The following is a 15273-nucleotide window of genomic DNA, read 5'->3' as shown; positions in this document are numbered from 1 at the left end:
GCCTAAATACTTCGGAGCCCCTGATGGCAGATCCCGTCGGCATGAGTCTGTCCAGCTTGCAGGAGATGCTGGACAGCCCCTTGTTCGCCGCCTGGGTGCGCGATCTGGCCTTGCGTGTTGCTGAGGTGCGCCCGGGCGAGGTGCACCTCGCCCTGCCCGTCACCGCGCGCCACGTGCATGGCGGCGGCGTGGTCTGCGGGCAGACGCTGATGGCCGCCGCCGACACGGCGATGGTGCTGGCCGTCTCCAGCCAGCTGGGCGGCTTCCAGCCGATGACCACGGTGCAGTTGCAGACCAGCTTCCTGCGCCCCGTGCCGGGCACCGACACCGAGGCCCGCGTCATTGCCCGCGTGTTGCGGCTCGGCAAGAGCCTGGCCTTCGGCGAGATCGAGGTGCACGATGCGTCGGGGCGGCTCGCCGCGCATTCGACCACCACTTACGCCCTGCTGTGATGGCACCGATCGCGCTGGACTACCGCACCGCGTTCGACCTGGCGCCGATCGGACTGGTGATGTCGCGGCAGCGCCAGATCGTCGACTGCAACCAGCAGGTGCTGGCGATGTTCGGTGCCCAGCGCGACCAGTTGGTCGGACAGTCGTTCCAGGTGCTCTACCCCACGCACGACGAGTTCGAGCGCACCGGCGCCCGCATCGTTGCCAGCCTGGACACCCGCGGCTGGTACGCCGACGACCGCGTGATGAAGCGGGTGGACGGGCCCCAGCGCGGCGAGCTGTTCTGGTGCCATGTCAGCGGACGCGCGCTGGACCCGCGCGAACCGCACGCCGCCGGCATCTGGGCCTTCGAGGACCTGTCGTCGCGGCGCAAGCTGAAGGTGGAATTCACCGCCCGCGAGCGCGAGATCGCGGCGCTGCTGATCGACGGCCTGACGAGCAAACTGATCGGCAAGAAGCTGGCCATCAGCCCACGCACCGTGGACGTCTACCGGGCTCGCCTGATGCGCAAGGTGGGCGCGTCGACGACGCCCGAACTGGTGAACAAGCTGCTGGCGGGCTGAGCCGCACCGCCAGCGTCAGGGTGCCAGCAGCGCCCGGATGGCGTCTGGCAGGGGCACCGACTTCTGCGCCTTGAAATCGGTCCAGACCACCGTGGCGCCGCCGGTGGCATAGACCACGCCGGGCTGGTCGGTGCGCTCGAGCGTGGCGTAGGTGTCGATGGTGCTGCGGCCCAGGGCGCCGGTGTAGTGGCGCGCCAGCACGTCACCGGGGTACTCGAGCTGGCGGATGAAGCTGCAGAAGGCGTTGACGATGATCGGGCCCTGCGCGCTCTCGCTGGGCACGCAGCCCATGCTGCTGAACCATTCGATGCGCAGGCTTTCGAGGTAGCGGAAGTAGACGGTGTTGTTGACATGGCCCATCGCGTCCATGTCGCCCCAGCGGATGGGGATGACCATCTCGAAGGTCAGCTTCTTCTGCTCGGGGATGTCGAAGCGCATGCTCAGGCCGGCGGGGGCGTGGTGTCGATGCCCAGTTCGGCGGCCATGCGCTGCACCACGGCACGCAGGTCGGCGAGTTCGGCGGCCATGCGGGTCTGCTCGGCCTTCAGCGCCGACAGCTCGCCGGCGCTGACGCCCTCGTCGGCATCGCCGCCCGTGTAGGGCCGCGGCGCCGTCATCTGCACCTCGCCGCACAGCAGGTGGGCCCAGCGGGCCTCGCGCTCGCCGGGCGATCGTGGCAGGTGCAGCACCTTGGGCGGTGTCTTGCCTGCCAGTTCTTCGAGGAAGCCCTCGACCGACGAGATGTCGGCGAAGCGGTACAGGCGCTCGCAGTTGGCACGCAGCTCGGCCGAGGTCTGCGGCCCGCGCAACATCAGCACCGCCAGCAGCGCCTGGGCCTGGCTGGGCACGCCCAGGCCGCGGGCCAGGTTGTGCTCGTATCGGGCCACCCGGCTGCCACTGCTGATGAACAGCAGGCTCAAGGCCTTGAGGCCGTCGACGGCGGTCAGCACCTCGGCGTCGGTGGCGTTGATCACCGGGTCACGCGCGGTCTTCTGGTTGCAGCCGGCCACCAGCGAGTTGAGCGAGAGCGGGTAGGTGTCGGGCACCGTGGCCTGCTTCTCCACCAGCACGGCCAGCACGCGGGCCTCGAGGGGGGTGAGTGCGCGCATGGCTCAGCGCGCTCCGGCGAAGGGCCGGCTCACACGCCGAAGCCGTCGTCCGCGGACAGCACGGCGCCGTTGATGAAATGGCTTTCGTTGGCGCACAGCATCATCAGCGCCACGTCCAGGTCCTTCGGCGTGCCCACACGCTTGCGGGGCAGCATGCTCATCAGCTTCTGGCCGGCTTCGGTCTGCCAGTGGTGGTGGTTGATCTCGGTGTCGATGTAGCCCGGGCACAGCGCGTTGACGTTGATGCCGAACTTGCCCCATTCCAGAGCCATCGATCGGGTCATGTGCACCACGGCGGCCTTGCTCATCGCATAGACGCCGATCTGGCTGAGCACGCGCAGCCCGGCCATCGAGGCCACGTTGACGATGCGCCCGCCGGTGAAGGTGCCCGGCGCCGCGCCGCGCGAGCGGGCGATCATGCGGCGCGCCACTTCTTGCGCGACGAAGAACGCGCCGCGGGTGTTGGTGCCCATCACGTAGTCGTAGTCGTCGGGCGTCACGTCGACCAGCTTCTGCGTGGTGCTGACGCCGGAGTTGTTGACCAGGATGTCGATCGTGCCCATCTCGGTCTCGGCGTGGGCGACGGCCGACTTGATGCTGTCGATGTCGGTCACGTCGAGCTCGACGACATGGGCGTCACCGCCCTCGGATTCGAGTTCGGCGCGCAGGGTCTTGAGCCGCTCGATGCGGCGGGCCGCCAGCACCACGCCGGCGCCGGCCTGGCTGAGGGTGCGGGCGAACTGCGCACCCAGGCCACCGGACGCGCCGGTGACGAAGGCCACGCGGCCGGAGAGATCGATCTTGTAGGTCATGGCTGCCGATTCGGGACGCTGAGGTCTGTGGGCGAAGGGTTTCACGATAGCACGCGGTCGGGCGCGGTCGAGCGCCAAGCGGCACCGAATCGAGGTGCATATGGACGCATCAATTCGTAATAGCACGACCGTGCTTTTTTGGGCTTTCGCTGGCTACAATGCTTTTTTCATTGACTTGCGACGACGTCAAATGACACCCCAGGAGATCCTCGAACAGCACGGCCCCCGAGAGGCCATGGAGTACGACGTCGTCATCGTCGGTGGCGGCCCGGCCGGCATGGCCACCGCGATCCGCCTGAAGCAACTGGCCGCGCAGGACGGCAAGGACCTGTCGGTGGTGGTGCTCGAGAAGGGCTCGGAGCCCGGCGCCCACATCCTGTCGGGCGCGGTGATGGACCCCATCGCCATCAACGAGCTGATCCCCGACTGGAAAGCCCTCGGCGCCCCATTGAACCAACCCGTCACCGACGACCTGGTGCTCTTCCTCAGCGAAGGCGACGGCACGGCCACCACCCCGCCGTTCCTGGTGCCCGAGTGCTTCCACAACGAGGGCAACTACGTCATCAGCCTGGGCGCGCTCACCAAGTGGATGGGCGAGCATGCCGAGTCGCTGGGCGTCGAGGTGTTCCCCGGCTTCACCGCCGCCGAGGTGCTGTACGACGAGCGCGGTGCGGTGCGCGGCGTGGCCACCGGCAACATGGGCATCGGCAAGGACGGCGAACCGCACGACAGCTTTCAGCTGGGCATGGAACTGCTGGGCAAGTACACCGTGTTCGCCGAAGGTGCGCGGGGTCACCTGGGCAAGCAGCTGATCGCCCACTTCAAGCTCGACCACGGCAAGGACCCGCAGTCCTACGCCCTGGGCGTGAAGGAACTCTGGGAAGTGCCCGCCGACAAGGCCCGGCCCGGCCTGGTGGTGCACACCGCCGGCTGGCCGATGGACGACAGCACCTACGGTGGCGGCTTCCTGTACCACCAGGAAGGCAACCGCGTGACGCTGGGCTTCGTCACCGGGCTGGACTACAAGAACCCCTGGCTGAGCCCGTTCGAGGAGATGCAGCGCTGGAAGACGCACCACGCGATCCGCCAGCACATCGAAGGCGGCAAGCGCATCGGCTATGGCGCGCGCGCCATCACCGCGGGGGGCATCCTCAGCCTGCCCAAGACCGTGTTCCCCGGCGGCGCCCTGGTGGGCTGCGACGCCGGCTACCTGAACGCCAGCCGCATCAAGGGCAGCCATGCCGCCATCAAGACCGGCATGCTGGCCGCCGAGGCGGCCTTCGAGGCCTTGCGCGCCGGCCGCTCGCACGACGAGCTGAGCGCCTACCCGGCCGCCTTCGAGCGCAGCTGGCTGCACGACGAGTTGCAGGCCTCCAAGAACTTCAAGCAGTGGTTCAAGAAGGGCAACACCGTCGGCGCGCTGATGACCGGCATCGAGCAGTGGCTGCTGCCCAAGCTGGGCAAGAAGATCGCGCCGTGGACCATCCACCGCCTGCTGCCCGACCACCTGATGCTGCAGCCTGCCAGCCAGCACACCCGCATCGACTACCCCAAGCCCGACGGCATCCTGACCTTCGACCGCCTCAGCTCGGTGTTCATCAGCAACACCAACCACGAGGAAAACCAGCCGGCGCACCTGACACTGAAGGACGCCAGCGTGCCCGTGGCCGTCAACCTGGCCAAGTTCGCCGGCCCCGAAGGCCGCTACTGCCCGGCGGGCGTCTACGAGTTCGTCAAGAACGACGACCAGTCCGACCGCCTGCAGATCAACGCGCAGAACTGCGTGCACTGCAAGACCTGCGACATCAAGGACCCGACGCAGAACATCGTCTGGGTCACCCCCGAAGGCGGCGGCGGGCCCAACTACGCCGGCATGTGAGGCCGCGCCGAGGCACCGCGCAGCGGCACTGGCAGGCGACTTGCTAGCCACTGTCGATGGTGCCTGCACGCGCTGTCGACCGCCCCAACCTGGGTGCGGCGCCCTGCGTGATCGACATCGAGGCCTCGGGCTTCGGACGGCACAGCTACCCCATCGAGATCGGCCTGGCCCTGGCCGATGGGCGCGGCCTGTGCACGCTGGTGCAGCCGGCCGACGACTGGACCCACTGGGACACGTCGGCCGAGCGCCTGCACGGCATCCGGCGTGAGGTGGCCCGCCAGCATGGCCGGCCGGTGGCCGAGGTGGCCGACCTGCTGAACCGAGAACTCGACGGCCAGACTGTCTACAGCGACGCCTGGGCCTACGACTACAGCTGGCTGAGCCTGCTGTTCGACACCGCCGGCCGCAGCCAGCGCTTCAAGCTCGAGCATCTGCGTGTGCTGCTCACCGACGCCCAGGCAGACCGCCTGGCCGACGGCAAGGCCATGGCGCGGGCGCACCTGCACGTGGAACGGCACCGGGCGAGTGCGGATGCCCGCACCTTGCAGTGGGCGGTGCAGTGGCTGCTGGGGCGCGGCGACGGCCCGAACTGACGGCAGTCTCCGCGCGTCGCCATCGGGACGGCGCCTGTCGGCGGCCGGCCCGCTGCCCACCGGGCACCGTCCCGCCGACCCCCGCGGGTGCTCGTACCGAAGTTGGTGAGTTTCGTACACGCCGGTGCGTGTCTATGCACCCCCTGCCGACGCGCTGTCGCCCTAGCCTTGCTGCCATGCCGTCGGAGCGGACTCCGGCGGCACGGACACACAGGAGGACAGACCATGTACAGCCACAGCGACCGTTCCGACTCTCCCGATGCCGGTGATCCGGCAACGGCCCTCGCCGCGTTCCAGGAGGGGGCTGCGCCAACCGCCAGCGTGCTGGCGCGCATGCTCGATGTCATCGACTACGGCGTGCTGCTCGCGCTGGACGACGGACACGTCGTATTCGCCAACAAGGTGGCGCGCGAGGAACTCGACGACCGGCATCCGCTGCAACTGCTGGGGCAATCGCTGCGGGCCCGCCGCTCGCGCGACATCGCGCCGCTGTGGGCGGCTCTGGAATGTGCCGCCCTGCGAGGGCTCCAGCGCATGCTGACGCTGGGCGACGCCGAGGGCGAATCCGTCACCGTGGCCTTCATCCCGATGAGCGATCCCGCCATCGGCCCCCGTGCCGGGGCCATGCTCGTGGTCGGCCGGCGCAGTGCCTGCGACGATCTCAGCGTGGAGGCGTTCGGACGGCAGAGTCGCCTGACCGACGCCGAAGTGCGCGTGCTGAAGCTGCTGTGCCTGGGACGCCGCCCTGCAGACATCGCGCTGGCGCAGAGGGTGGCCCTGTGCACCGTGCGCACGCACATCAGCAACATCCGCGACAAGACCGGCGCGCCGAGCGTGGGCGACCTGGTGCTCGAGGTGACGAAGCTGCCCCCGCTGTTCCGGCGCATACGCGCGCGTGCGTGACACCGCGCCGGGCGCCACCTAACATCGGGCGACGAGCGGCACGCTGCCGCGCTCCACGTCCACCGATGCCGAGACAGCGCCGCGCCAGCCACCCTCCGCCCGAGTTGACCAACGTGCCGATGAGCGACGCACTCAGCCGGCTGGCGGCCCGTGGCGAGGCCAGGCTGTATCCCAAGGGCCGCCTGCTGATCCAGGAAGGCGACGTCGGCAACACGCTGTTCATCATCCTGAGCGGTCGGCTGCGCGCCTTCTCGGTCAACGACGACGGCTCGCGCCGCGTCACCTATGGTGAGTACCTGCCCGGAGAGTTCCTGGGCGAGATGAGCCTGGACGGCGGCGCGCGGTCCGCCAACGTCGAAGCGGCCGAAGCCAGCTGGTGCGTGGTGGTCACGCGCACCACCCTGGAGCGCCACATCGCCGAGTGCCCGGAGTTCGCCTTCGAGCTGTTGTCGAAGGTCATCCGGCGCGCCCGCGCGGCCACGCTGAGCCTGCGCGCCGTGGCACTGAACGATGTGTACGGCCGCGTGATCTGGCTGCTGAACAGCCGGGCGTCGCTCCAGTCCGATGGCACCCGGGTGGTCGGGCCGATCACGCACCAGGACATGGCCGATGCACTGGCCTGCACGCGGCCGATGGTCAGCCGGGTGATGAAGGAACTGGAGTCCGGCGCCTACATCGAGACGAGCGCGCACCGGGTGACGATCAGGCGAGCCTTGCCCGTGAGGTTCTGACGCCGGGCGCTGGTGGGTTGGTCGAGGCTGCGGGCGACCCGAGACCGCCCGGGGCAGCCGTCGTCTCCCCTGCGCCATCCGCCTCCAGGCGGGATGATCCGGATCAGGTCCTCGGAGGTCGGGCGAGGTGGCCGGATGGGCCGCCACCGCAAAGCCGAGTACCCTTCTGCTGGCGATCACCACAGGAGACCCCGCCATGCCCCCCATCAGCCGCTACCCCGTGCCCGAACTGAGCGACCTGCCCGATGACCTGCGCGCGCGCATCCTCGACGTGCAGGCCAAGGCGGGCTTCGTGCCCAACGTCTTCCTCGCGCTGGCCCATCGCCCGGCCGAATGGCGGGCGTTCATGGCCTACCACGACGCGCTGCTGCTGAAGGACACCGGTTCGCTCACCAAGGGCGAGCGAGAGATGATCATCGTCGCCACCTCGGCCGCCAACCAGTGCCTGTACTGCGTGGTGGCGCATGGCGCCATCCTGCGCATCTACGAGAAGAAGCCGCTCGTGGCCGACCAGGTGGCCGTCAACCACCGCAAGGCCGACATCCCGCCGCGCCAGCGCGCGATGCTCGATTTCGCGCTGAAGGTGTGCAACGACTCGGCCGCGGTGGACGAGGCCGACTTCGAACGCCTGCGCCCGCACGGCTTCTCGGACGACGACATCTGGGACATCGCCGCCATCACCGCGTTCTTCGGCCTGTCGAACCGCATGGCCAACGTGGCGGGCATGCGCCCCAACGACGAGTTCTACCTGATGGGCCGGTTGCCACGCGACAAGAAGTGAGGCGATGATGGACCTGCCGCTGTCACCCGTCGTGGCCGGGGCATGGCGCATGGCCGCCTGGGGCTGGTCGGCCCAGGAGCGCCTGCGCTGGATCGAGGGCAACCTCGACCTCGGCATCACCAGCTTCGATCACGCCGATATCTACGGCGGCTACACCGTCGAGGGCCTGTTCGGCGAGGCACTGGCGCTTGCGCCGGCGCTGCGCCGCCGCCTGCAACTGGTCAGCAAGTGCGGCATCCGGATGGTGTCGCCGGCACGGCTGGGCAACGTGGTCAAGCACTACGACACCTCGGCCGCGCACGTGCAGGCCTCGGTGGACCATTCGCTGCGCGCGCTGCGCACCGACCACCTCGACCTGCTGCTGATCCACCGCCCCGATGCGCTGCTCGACGCCGGCGAACTGGCGGCCACCTTCGACGGCCTGCGCGCCGCCGGCAAGGTGCTGCAGTTCGGCGTCTCCAACTTCTCGCCCTCGCAACTGGCGCTGCTGCACCGGCACTGCCCGCTGGCCACCAACCAGGTGGAGCTCTCGCCCTTGCACCGCGACCCGCTGCACGACGGCACCCTCGACCAGTGCCAGGACCTGGGCCTGCGCCCGATGGCCTGGTCGCCACTGGCCGGTGGCCGCATCTTCACCAGCGATGAACCCGCCGCGCAACGGGTGCGGGCAGAACTCGAATCGCTCGGCCATGAACTTCGCGTGGGCTGGACCACGCTGCTGTGTGCCTGGGTGATGCGGCACCCCAGCCGGCCCCGGCCAGTGATCGGCTCGCGCCGGATCGAGATGGCCCGCGAGGCCATGGCCGCCACCGAACTGCGCCTGGACGCACAGCAGTGGTATCGGCTGTGGCAGGCCGGCGCAGGGCACGAGGTGCCCTGACGACCCGTCACCGGGGGCAGGACCACGCGGCCCCGCCCGGGCGGCCGGTCAGACCGTGCGCAGGCACATCGTCAGCAGCGCCGACGAGTCTTCCAGCGCCCGCACCGAATGCGGCGCCTTGGCCGGCAGCAGCACCAGTTGCCCCGGGCGCAGCGACAGCGTCGAGCCGCCGGTGCGCACCTCGATCAGACCCTCCATGCACTGCAGCGTGATCTCGCCGGGCGCGCGGTGCTCGCGCATCTCCTTGCCGGCGCCCAGCACCACCCGCATGATCTCGAGTTGGCCCGCCTTCAGCAGCGCCGTGGTCTGGCTGTCTCGCAGCCGGGCCCCCAGCGGGCCGACGTCGACCGCTTGGCCGGGCAATGAATGCTCCATCGCCATTGCACACCTCCAGTGATGCGTTCCAGGCCGCCGGGCATGCCGGCCGCCCCACAGCCTGATTCTGCGCTCAGTCGGCGGTCAACGGCACCACTGTTCCTCGCAAGGGATGCCATCGGCGTCGCCGTCCATCGTCACCCGGGGGCAATGGCGCAGGAAGTAGGTCGCTTCCTCGCACGACGTCATCTGGCTGCAGCGGGTGCGCCCGTCGCAGCGGTAGGCCGCCGGACGGCTGGTCGACCGGCCGCTGGCCGGCGGGGCCGCCGATCCGCTCACCGCGGCGCCGGGTGTGGCCGACCGGGCGCGACCCGCCGCACCGTCACCCGGAACGCAAGGCCCATGCTCGCGCCGAAAGTCGCGCGGCATCACCGCACCGCCCTCGCCGTGCAGGCCCCGCCGCAGCGCATGCGCCATGCGCTCGTGCTTGACGTGCGGCCCCCGGTCCCAGCGCCAGCGACTGCTCCAGGCGTGGCCCTCCTCGACCATCTTCAGGTTGACGTCGATGCCCTCGGTGTGCAGCACCCCCAACGTGCGGCCATAGTCGTCCCGCCCCACCGCGCGCAGGCTGACGGGTCGGTCGAGCACCAGGTCTTGCAGCGCCGCGCGGGCCTGCGGCCCCCAGGCCTGGCAGATCTCCGGTGCGTCGATGTGCGCCAGGCGCACCTCCACCGGCTTGGCCGTCGGCGACGCCTGCCACCACAGGCTGTCGCCATCGATCACGCGGGTGACATGGCCGACGACGGCCGCCGCCGGGGGCCGCGCGGCCTCGGCCGGGCCCAGCGCTGTCCAGCAGGCCAACACGGCAAGCAGCCGCCTCCAGGGTGCGCCCTGCCGACACTGCGTCCGGCCGACCGTGTCGCCAGCCTGCGAACCCGTCGGCCACTGGCCCACCGCGCGGTCGACAGGAGAGGAGCGGAGGGAAGGCTGGACAGCAGGACGCATCGGCCATGCCACGCGGCCTTGTGCCGACGGGGCCATTGGGAAGGTGGATCAGTCTATGCGCCCACCGTGGCGGCACGGTGTCCGGGCGTGACGGTTCGGTGGGCTGCCCGGCCCGCGCCGATGCGAACGGTCCGCGGCCTGCACCCGGTGGTCACCCGGCGTTGGCTACATCAGCACGATGTCGTACTGCTCCGGGTTCACCGACGGTTCCGCCGACAGCGAGATCGGCTTGCCGATGAAATCGGACAGCCCGGCCAGGTGCTGGCTTTCCTCGTCGAGCAGCATCTCCACCACCGACGCACTGGCAATGACGCGGAACTCCTTGGGGCTGAACTGGCGGGCTTCGCGCAAGATCTCGCGCAGGATGTCGTAGCAGACGCTGCGCGCCGTCTTCACCTGGCCACGTCCTTGGCATGTTGGGCATGGCTCGCACAGCATGTGGGCCAGGCTCTCGCGGGTGCGCTTGCGCGTCATCTCCACCAGCCCCAGCTGGGTGAAGCCGCTGACGGTGACCTTCGTGCGGTCCTTGCTGAGCTGCTTCTTGAACTCGGCCAGCACCGCCTGCTGGTGTTCTTCGCGGGTCATGTCGATGAAGTCGACGATGATGATGCCGCCCAGGTTGCGCAGGCGCAGGTGGCGTGCGATGGCGCCTGCGGCCTCGAGATTGGTCTTGAAGATCGTGTCGTCGAAGTTGCGCGCACCGACAAAGCCGCCGGTGTTGACGTCCACCGTGGTCAGCGCCTCGGTCTGGTCGATGATGAGGTAACCGCCGCTCTTCAGGTCGACCCGCCGGGCCAGCGCCTTGGCGATCTCCTCCTCGATGTTGAAGAGGTCGAAGATCGGGCGCTCGCCCTTGTAGTGCTCCAGCTTGGCCGCCGACGACGGCGTGAACAGCGCGCCGAAGGCCTGCAGGTCGTCGTACTGCATCTTCGAGTCGATACGGATCGTCTGCGTGGCGTCGTTGGCCAGGTCGCGCAGCACGCGCTCGGCCAGGTTCAGGTCTTCGTGCAGCAGCGTGCCGGGTGGCTGCGACAGGCCCTGCGCTCGGATGGCATTCCAGGTCTTGCGCAGGTAGGCGATGTCGTCGGCCAGGGCCTCGTCGCTGGCGTCCTCGGCGTTGGTGCGCAGGATGAAGCCGCCGCTGCTGTCGTCGGGCGGGCCGGCCAGGCGGTGCATGCGGGCGCGCAAGGCCTCGCGCGCCTCGGGCGAGCCGATCTTCTGCGAGATGCCGATGTGCTTGTCCTGCGGCAGGAACACCAGCATGCGCCCGGCGATGCTGATCTGCGTGGACAGCCTCGCCCCCTTGGTGCCGATCGGGTCCTTGATGACCTGCACCATGAGCGTCTGGCCCTCGAACACCTGGCGCTCGATCGGCACCTGCACCACCACGTCGCCGCGTGCGGAATGCGGGGGGGCATGGCCATGGTGGTGGCCACCGGCGTGGAGGTCGGCCACGTGCAGGAAGGCGGCGCGCTCCAGGCCGACGTCGATGAAGGCGCTCTGCATGCCGGGCAGCACCCGCGCCACCTTGCCCAGGTAGATGTTGCCGACCAGGCCGCGCTCGAGCGTGCGCTCGATGTGCAGCTCTTGCACGGCCCCGTTCTCGATGATGGCGACGCGTGTCTCTTGCGGAGCCCAGTTGATCAGGATGTCGTGCATCGGCGCATCCTAGCCGGTCTGCCCGAAGCGGATGCGCGCCTGCCGAAGCAACTCGGCCGTCTCGTACAAGGGCAGGCCCATGATGCCGGAATGGCTGCCGTCGATGTGCACGATCCAGCCGGCGAACTGGCTCTGGATGGCGTAGGCACCGGCCTTGCCGAAGGGCTCGCCGCTGGCCACGTAGGCGGCTATGGCCTGCCGCGACAGCGGCGCGACCGTCACATGCGAGGTGTTCAGCGCCGTCCATCGCCGGCGGCCAGACGCCAGGGCGACGGCGGTGAGCACGCGGTGGGTGCGGCCCGACAGCGCGCCCAGCATCGCTGCGGCCTCGGCGGCATCGGCCGGCTTGCCCAGGATGCGGCGGCCGACGGCCACGGTGGTATCGGCGCACAGGATGGGCAGCGCCGCGCCGCCTCGCCGGCGCTGGCGCCGCCGGGCGGCATCGAGCTTCAGGCCGGTGACGCGCTGCACGTAGTCGGCCGGCAGTTCGCCCGGCAGCACATGCTCGAGCGCCTCGGCGTCTTCATCGTCGCCGGGCAGCAGCAGGTCGTGCGCGACGCCCAGCTGGTCGAGCAGTTGACGGCGGCGGGGGCTCTGCGAAGCCAGGTGGATGCGGTCGGCGGCGGGCATGGCCGCGGATTGTGCCCGCCGCGGCCGCGCACGGCCCGTGGCGGCGGCGCCCTCTGGGCACCTCACTCGCGGTGGTACGGGTGCCCGGCGGTGACCGACCAGGCGCGGTACAGCGCCTCGGCCAGCAGCACGCGCACGAAGGCATGGGGCAAGGTCAGGTCGGACAGGCGCAGCGTCTCGTCGGCGCTGGCCTTGAGCGTGCTGTCGAGCCCGTCGGGCCCGCCCACCAGCAGCGCCACGTCACGGCCGTCGCCCAGCCAGAAGCGCAGCCGGTCGGCCAGTTGCACCGTCGTCAGCCGGCTGCCGTGCTCGTCGAGCACCACGCGGCGCGCGCCCTTCGGAATGGCGGCCTCCAGGCGCTGCGCCTCGGCGGCCATCATCTGGGCGGCCGTCTTGCCGCTGCCGCGCGGTTCGGCCTTCACGGCCTTCAATTCCAGCCGCAGTTCGGGCGGAAACCGCTTGGCGAAGTCCTCGTAGGCCGCCTCGGCCCAGGTAGGCGGCCGCTGGCCCACGGCCACGAGCGCCAGCCGCATGCCTGCCGCCGCGCCGTCAGCCGCGGCTGGGCTTCTTGCGCGCGGTCGACCCGTTGGCCGGCCGCTTGGCCGCGGTGGTCTTGCGCGCCGGTGCCGCCTTGGTCGGTGCGGCCTTGCGGGCCACTGGCGCCCGGGCAGGCGCCTTGGCAGGTGCTGTCTTGCGCGACGGCGCCGTCTTCTTGGCCGCCACCACCACCTTCTTGACGGCCGCCGTGGCCTGCTTCGACGGGATCGCCGACTTCTTGGCTGCGGTGGTCGACCGGGACGACGTGGCCGCCTTGCCCACCGTGCCCGACATCGACGTCACGACCGGCGCCGATCCCTTGCCGGCCACCGCCTTGCCAGGCGCCGCCTTGCGCGCAGCCGGTTTGCCCGCAGCGGACTGGCCTGCCGCGGGCTTGGCACCCGACCGGGCTGCCACCTTCGCAGCGGGTTTCGCTGCGGCGGACTTGCGGGCCGCAGGCTTGCGCGCGGGCTCGTCGTCCATGGCATCCGCCGAGGCCTTGACGAGGCCCTTGGGTTCGTCGCTGCCGATCTTCATCTTCACCGGCTTGCCGCCCCAGATCTCCTCGAGGCGGTAGTAGTCGCGGATCGACGGTTGCATGATGTGGGCCACGGCGGGGCCGCAGTCCACGATGATCCACTCACCGTTGTCGCTGCCCTCGGTGCTGAGCACCGGCAGGCCGGCCCCCTTCACGGCCACGCGCACGCTCGAGGCCAGCGCCTTGGTCTGTCGGTTGCTGGTGCCCGAGGCGATGATCACGCGCTCGAACAGCGGTGAAAGGTGCTCGGTGTTGAAGACGACGATGTTCTGCGCCTTCACGTCTTCGAGGCCATCGACGATGGCGCGCTGCAGCTTGCGGATGTCCATTCAGCTCCTGGGTTGCCCGGTGTAGAGGGCGTGAGAGTCAATATAGCGCGCCACCGGCTCGCCCACCAGCGAGACGATCTCGCCTCCGGCGGCCCGGCGCACGCGAATGTCACTGGCGGCGATGTCGATTCTGGGCAGTTCGAGCATCACCACTCGGTGTGGCATCGACGCCACGGCCGGCGGCGCCTGGGGCCGCTGCCCTTCCCGGGCGGCCACGGCCAGCGTCAGGCGCGACAGCAGTTCGCGCCAGTCGCGCCAGGTGTCGAAACGGCCGTACTGGTCCTGCCCGATGACGAGGAACCAGTCGGCATCGGGCTCGTCCGCGCACAGCTCGCGAACGGTGTCGATGGTGTAGGTGGGGCCGTCGCGGTGCAGTTCGCGAGGGTCCAGCACGAAGCGCGGTTCGTCGGCGATCATCGCGGCCACCATGGCTTCGCGGTCGTTGGCCTGGGCCATGTCGCGGCCGGCCTTCTGCCAGGGCGCGCGGGCGGGCAGCCAGCGCAGCTCGTCGAGTTGCAGGGTGTCGAGCGCCACATGCGCCAGCGCCAGATGCGCCAGGTGCGGCGGATCGAAACTGCCACCCAGCACCCCGATGCGGCGCCTGCGCCCGGTCGACAGCGTCACGCGTTGGCCCAGTCCCGCGGCACCAGGAAGTCGGTGTACAGCCGCGCCTCGGGTGTGCCGGCCTCGGGCGCCCAGTCGTAGCGCCACTTCACCACCGGCGGCATCGATATCAGGATGCTCTCGGTGCGGCCGCCCGATTGCAGCCCGAACAGCGTGCCACGGTCGAACACCAGGTTGAACTCGACATAGCGGCCACGCCGATAGGCCTGGAAGTCGCGCTCGCGCTCGCCGTAGGGCGTGTCGCGGCGGCGCTCGACGATTGGCAGGTAGGCCGGCAGGAAGCTGTCGCCCACCGCGCGCAGCATCTCGAAGCTGCGTCCGAAACCCAGCTCGCTGAAGTCGTCGAAGAACACGCCGCCGACACCGCGCGGCTCGTTGCGGTGCTTCAGGAAGAAGTACTCGTCGCACCAGCGCTTGAAGCGCGGGTGAAGTTCAGGCCCGAAGGGCAGCAAGGCATCGCGGCAGGTGCGATGGAAATGCGCAGCATCGGCCTCGACCCCGTAGTAAGGCGTCAGGTCCATGCCGCCACCGAACCACACCACCGGCTGGCGTCCCACCGGCCGGGCCGCGAACATGCGCACGTTCATGTGCACCGTGGGCACGTGCGGGTTGCGCGGGTGGAAAACCAGTGACACGCCCATGGCCTCGAACGGTGCCCCAGCCAGTTCGGGGCGGTGCTGCGTGGCCGAGGGCGGCATCGCCGAACCCTTCACATGGCTGAAGTTGCAGCCGCCGCGTTCGAGCAGCCCGCCCTCTTCCACCAGCTGGGTCTTGCCGTCGCCCTCGAGCCGGCCGCCGGGTTCGCGGGTCCAGGCATCGGTGGCGAAGGGCTTGCCGTCCACCTGTTCCATCGTCGTGACGATGCGTTGCTGCAGGCCGAGCAGGTAGCTGCGAATCGCGGTCGTGTCCAAGTCGGTCTCCTCCGTCGTGTAC

The 15273-nt window shown here is 69.8% G+C and carries 19 protein-coding genes; 8 read left to right on the top strand and 11 right to left on the bottom strand.

Annotated elements, in window-relative coordinates; genetic code table 11:
* Window positions 1-23: 23 nt before the first annotated feature.
* Together EOINJALH_RS16590 and EOINJALH_RS16585 are read left to right on the top strand one after the other, a co-directional pair.
* Window positions 24-452, top strand: a complete 429-nt coding sequence (locus EOINJALH_RS16590) for a PaaI family thioesterase (protein ID WP_234413888.1) — start codon at window positions 24-26, stop codon at window positions 450-452.
* Complete coding sequence (locus EOINJALH_RS16585) at window positions 452-1015, top strand: PAS and helix-turn-helix domain-containing protein (RefSeq protein WP_088282019.1); 564 nt, start codon at window positions 452-454, stop codon at window positions 1013-1015. Before EOINJALH_RS16590 ends, EOINJALH_RS16585 begins: the two co-directional genes overlap by 1 nt.
* 15 nt (window positions 1016-1030) lie before the next feature.
* On the opposite strand, the gene EOINJALH_RS16580 is transcribed toward EOINJALH_RS16585, so the two are convergent.
* From EOINJALH_RS16580 to EOINJALH_RS16570, 3 genes are read right to left on the bottom strand one after another with little or no spacing between them, the layout of a single operon-like run.
* Entirely contained in the window at window positions 1031-1453 is a 423-nt protein-coding gene (locus tag EOINJALH_RS16580; RefSeq protein ID WP_088282017.1) for a thioesterase family protein, read from the bottom strand.
* Between the two features lie 2 nt (window positions 1454-1455).
* Complete coding sequence (locus EOINJALH_RS16575; RefSeq protein ID WP_088282015.1) at window positions 1456-2124, bottom strand: YceH family protein; 669 nt, start codon at window positions 2122-2124, stop codon at window positions 1456-1458.
* Between the two features lie 29 nt (window positions 2125-2153).
* The gene (locus EOINJALH_RS16570; protein ID WP_088282013.1) at window positions 2154-2936 is read right to left on the bottom strand and encodes an SDR family oxidoreductase; all 783 of its coding nucleotides are present in this window, start codon (window positions 2934-2936) and stop codon (window positions 2154-2156) included.
* A gap of 190 nt (window positions 2937-3126) precedes the next feature.
* Between EOINJALH_RS16570 and EOINJALH_RS16565 the strand changes: the two genes are divergently transcribed.
* The 6 genes from EOINJALH_RS16565 (at window position 3127) to EOINJALH_RS16540 (ending at window position 8703) form a co-directional block, all read left to right on the top strand.
* On the top strand, window positions 3127-4815 hold the full coding sequence (locus EOINJALH_RS16565; protein WP_088282011.1) for an electron transfer flavoprotein-ubiquinone oxidoreductase: 1689 nt from the start codon (window positions 3127-3129) through the stop codon (window positions 4813-4815).
* Between the two features lie 56 nt (window positions 4816-4871).
* Window positions 4872-5408 (top strand): hypothetical protein, encoded by a 537-nt coding sequence (locus tag EOINJALH_RS16560; protein WP_088282009.1) that lies wholly within the window; start codon window positions 4872-4874, stop codon window positions 5406-5408.
* 225 nt (window positions 5409-5633) lie between these two features.
* Complete coding sequence (locus EOINJALH_RS16555; protein ID WP_144290053.1) at window positions 5634-6311, top strand: helix-turn-helix transcriptional regulator; 678 nt, start codon at window positions 5634-5636, stop codon at window positions 6309-6311.
* Between the two features lie 119 nt (window positions 6312-6430).
* Window positions 6431-7042, top strand: a complete 612-nt coding sequence (locus EOINJALH_RS16550) for a Crp/Fnr family transcriptional regulator (protein WP_234413887.1) — start codon at window positions 6431-6433, stop codon at window positions 7040-7042.
* A gap of 196 nt (window positions 7043-7238) precedes the next feature.
* Window positions 7239-7823, top strand: coding sequence for a peroxidase-related enzyme (locus EOINJALH_RS16545; protein WP_088282003.1), 585 nt, complete (start codon window positions 7239-7241; stop codon window positions 7821-7823).
* Window positions 7824-7827: 4 nt separating this feature from the next.
* Window positions 7828-8703: an aldo/keto reductase family oxidoreductase gene (locus EOINJALH_RS16540; protein ID WP_088282001.1), complete on the top strand. Its 876-nt coding sequence runs from the start codon at window positions 7828-7830 to the stop codon at window positions 8701-8703.
* A 48-nt stretch (window positions 8704-8751) separates the two neighbouring features.
* Here the strand turns inward: EOINJALH_RS16540 and EOINJALH_RS16535 are convergent, their stop codons facing one another.
* The 8 genes from EOINJALH_RS16535 to hemF all read right to left on the bottom strand — a co-directional run bounded on the left by EOINJALH_RS16535 (window position 8752) and on the right by hemF (window position 15191).
* Window positions 8752-9066 (bottom strand): cupin domain-containing protein, encoded by a 315-nt coding sequence (locus tag EOINJALH_RS16535; protein WP_310732312.1) that lies wholly within the window; start codon window positions 9064-9066, stop codon window positions 8752-8754.
* 96 nt (window positions 9067-9162) lie between these two features.
* Window positions 9163-9882 (bottom strand): thermonuclease family protein, encoded by a 720-nt coding sequence (locus tag EOINJALH_RS16530; protein WP_234413886.1) that lies wholly within the window; start codon window positions 9880-9882, stop codon window positions 9163-9165.
* 306 nt (window positions 9883-10188) lie between these two features.
* Window positions 10189-11682 (bottom strand): ribonuclease G, encoded by a 1494-nt coding sequence (gene rng / locus EOINJALH_RS16525; RefSeq protein ID WP_088281997.1) that lies wholly within the window; start codon window positions 11680-11682, stop codon window positions 10189-10191.
* A gap of 9 nt (window positions 11683-11691) precedes the next feature.
* Window positions 11692-12312 carry a nucleoside triphosphate pyrophosphatase gene (locus EOINJALH_RS16520; RefSeq protein WP_088281995.1) on the bottom strand — a complete coding sequence of 207 codons (621 nt, stop codon included), beginning with the start codon at window positions 12310-12312 and terminating at the stop codon, window positions 11692-11694.
* Window positions 12313-12374: 62 nt separating this feature from the next.
* Complete coding sequence (gene rlmH, locus EOINJALH_RS16515) at window positions 12375-12845, bottom strand: 23S rRNA (pseudouridine(1915)-N(3))-methyltransferase RlmH (protein ID WP_088281993.1); 471 nt, start codon at window positions 12843-12845, stop codon at window positions 12375-12377.
* A 16-nt stretch (window positions 12846-12861) separates the two neighbouring features.
* Entirely contained in the window at window positions 12862-13716 is an 855-nt protein-coding gene (gene rsfS, locus EOINJALH_RS16510) for a ribosome silencing factor (protein WP_088281991.1), read from the bottom strand.
* On the bottom strand, window positions 13717-14340 hold the full coding sequence (gene nadD / locus EOINJALH_RS16505; RefSeq protein WP_234413885.1) for a nicotinate-nucleotide adenylyltransferase: 624 nt from the start codon (window positions 14338-14340) through the stop codon (window positions 13717-13719). It lies immediately after the preceding gene.
* Window positions 14337-15191 carry an oxygen-dependent coproporphyrinogen oxidase gene (gene hemF, locus EOINJALH_RS16500; RefSeq protein ID WP_234413896.1) on the bottom strand — a complete coding sequence of 285 codons (855 nt, stop codon included), beginning with the start codon at window positions 15189-15191 and terminating at the stop codon, window positions 14337-14339. The genes nadD and hemF overlap by 4 nt, the downstream gene beginning before the upstream one ends.
* Between the last annotated feature and the right edge of the window lie 82 nt (window positions 15192-15273).

It is taken from the genome of Ideonella sp. A 288 (genome assembly GCF_002198735.1).
Taxonomy (GTDB): Bacteria; Pseudomonadota; Gammaproteobacteria; order Burkholderiales; family Burkholderiaceae_C; genus Pseudaquabacterium.
Note: the sequence above shows the minus strand (reverse complement) of the source record. Positions and strands in the feature narration are given on the sequence as shown.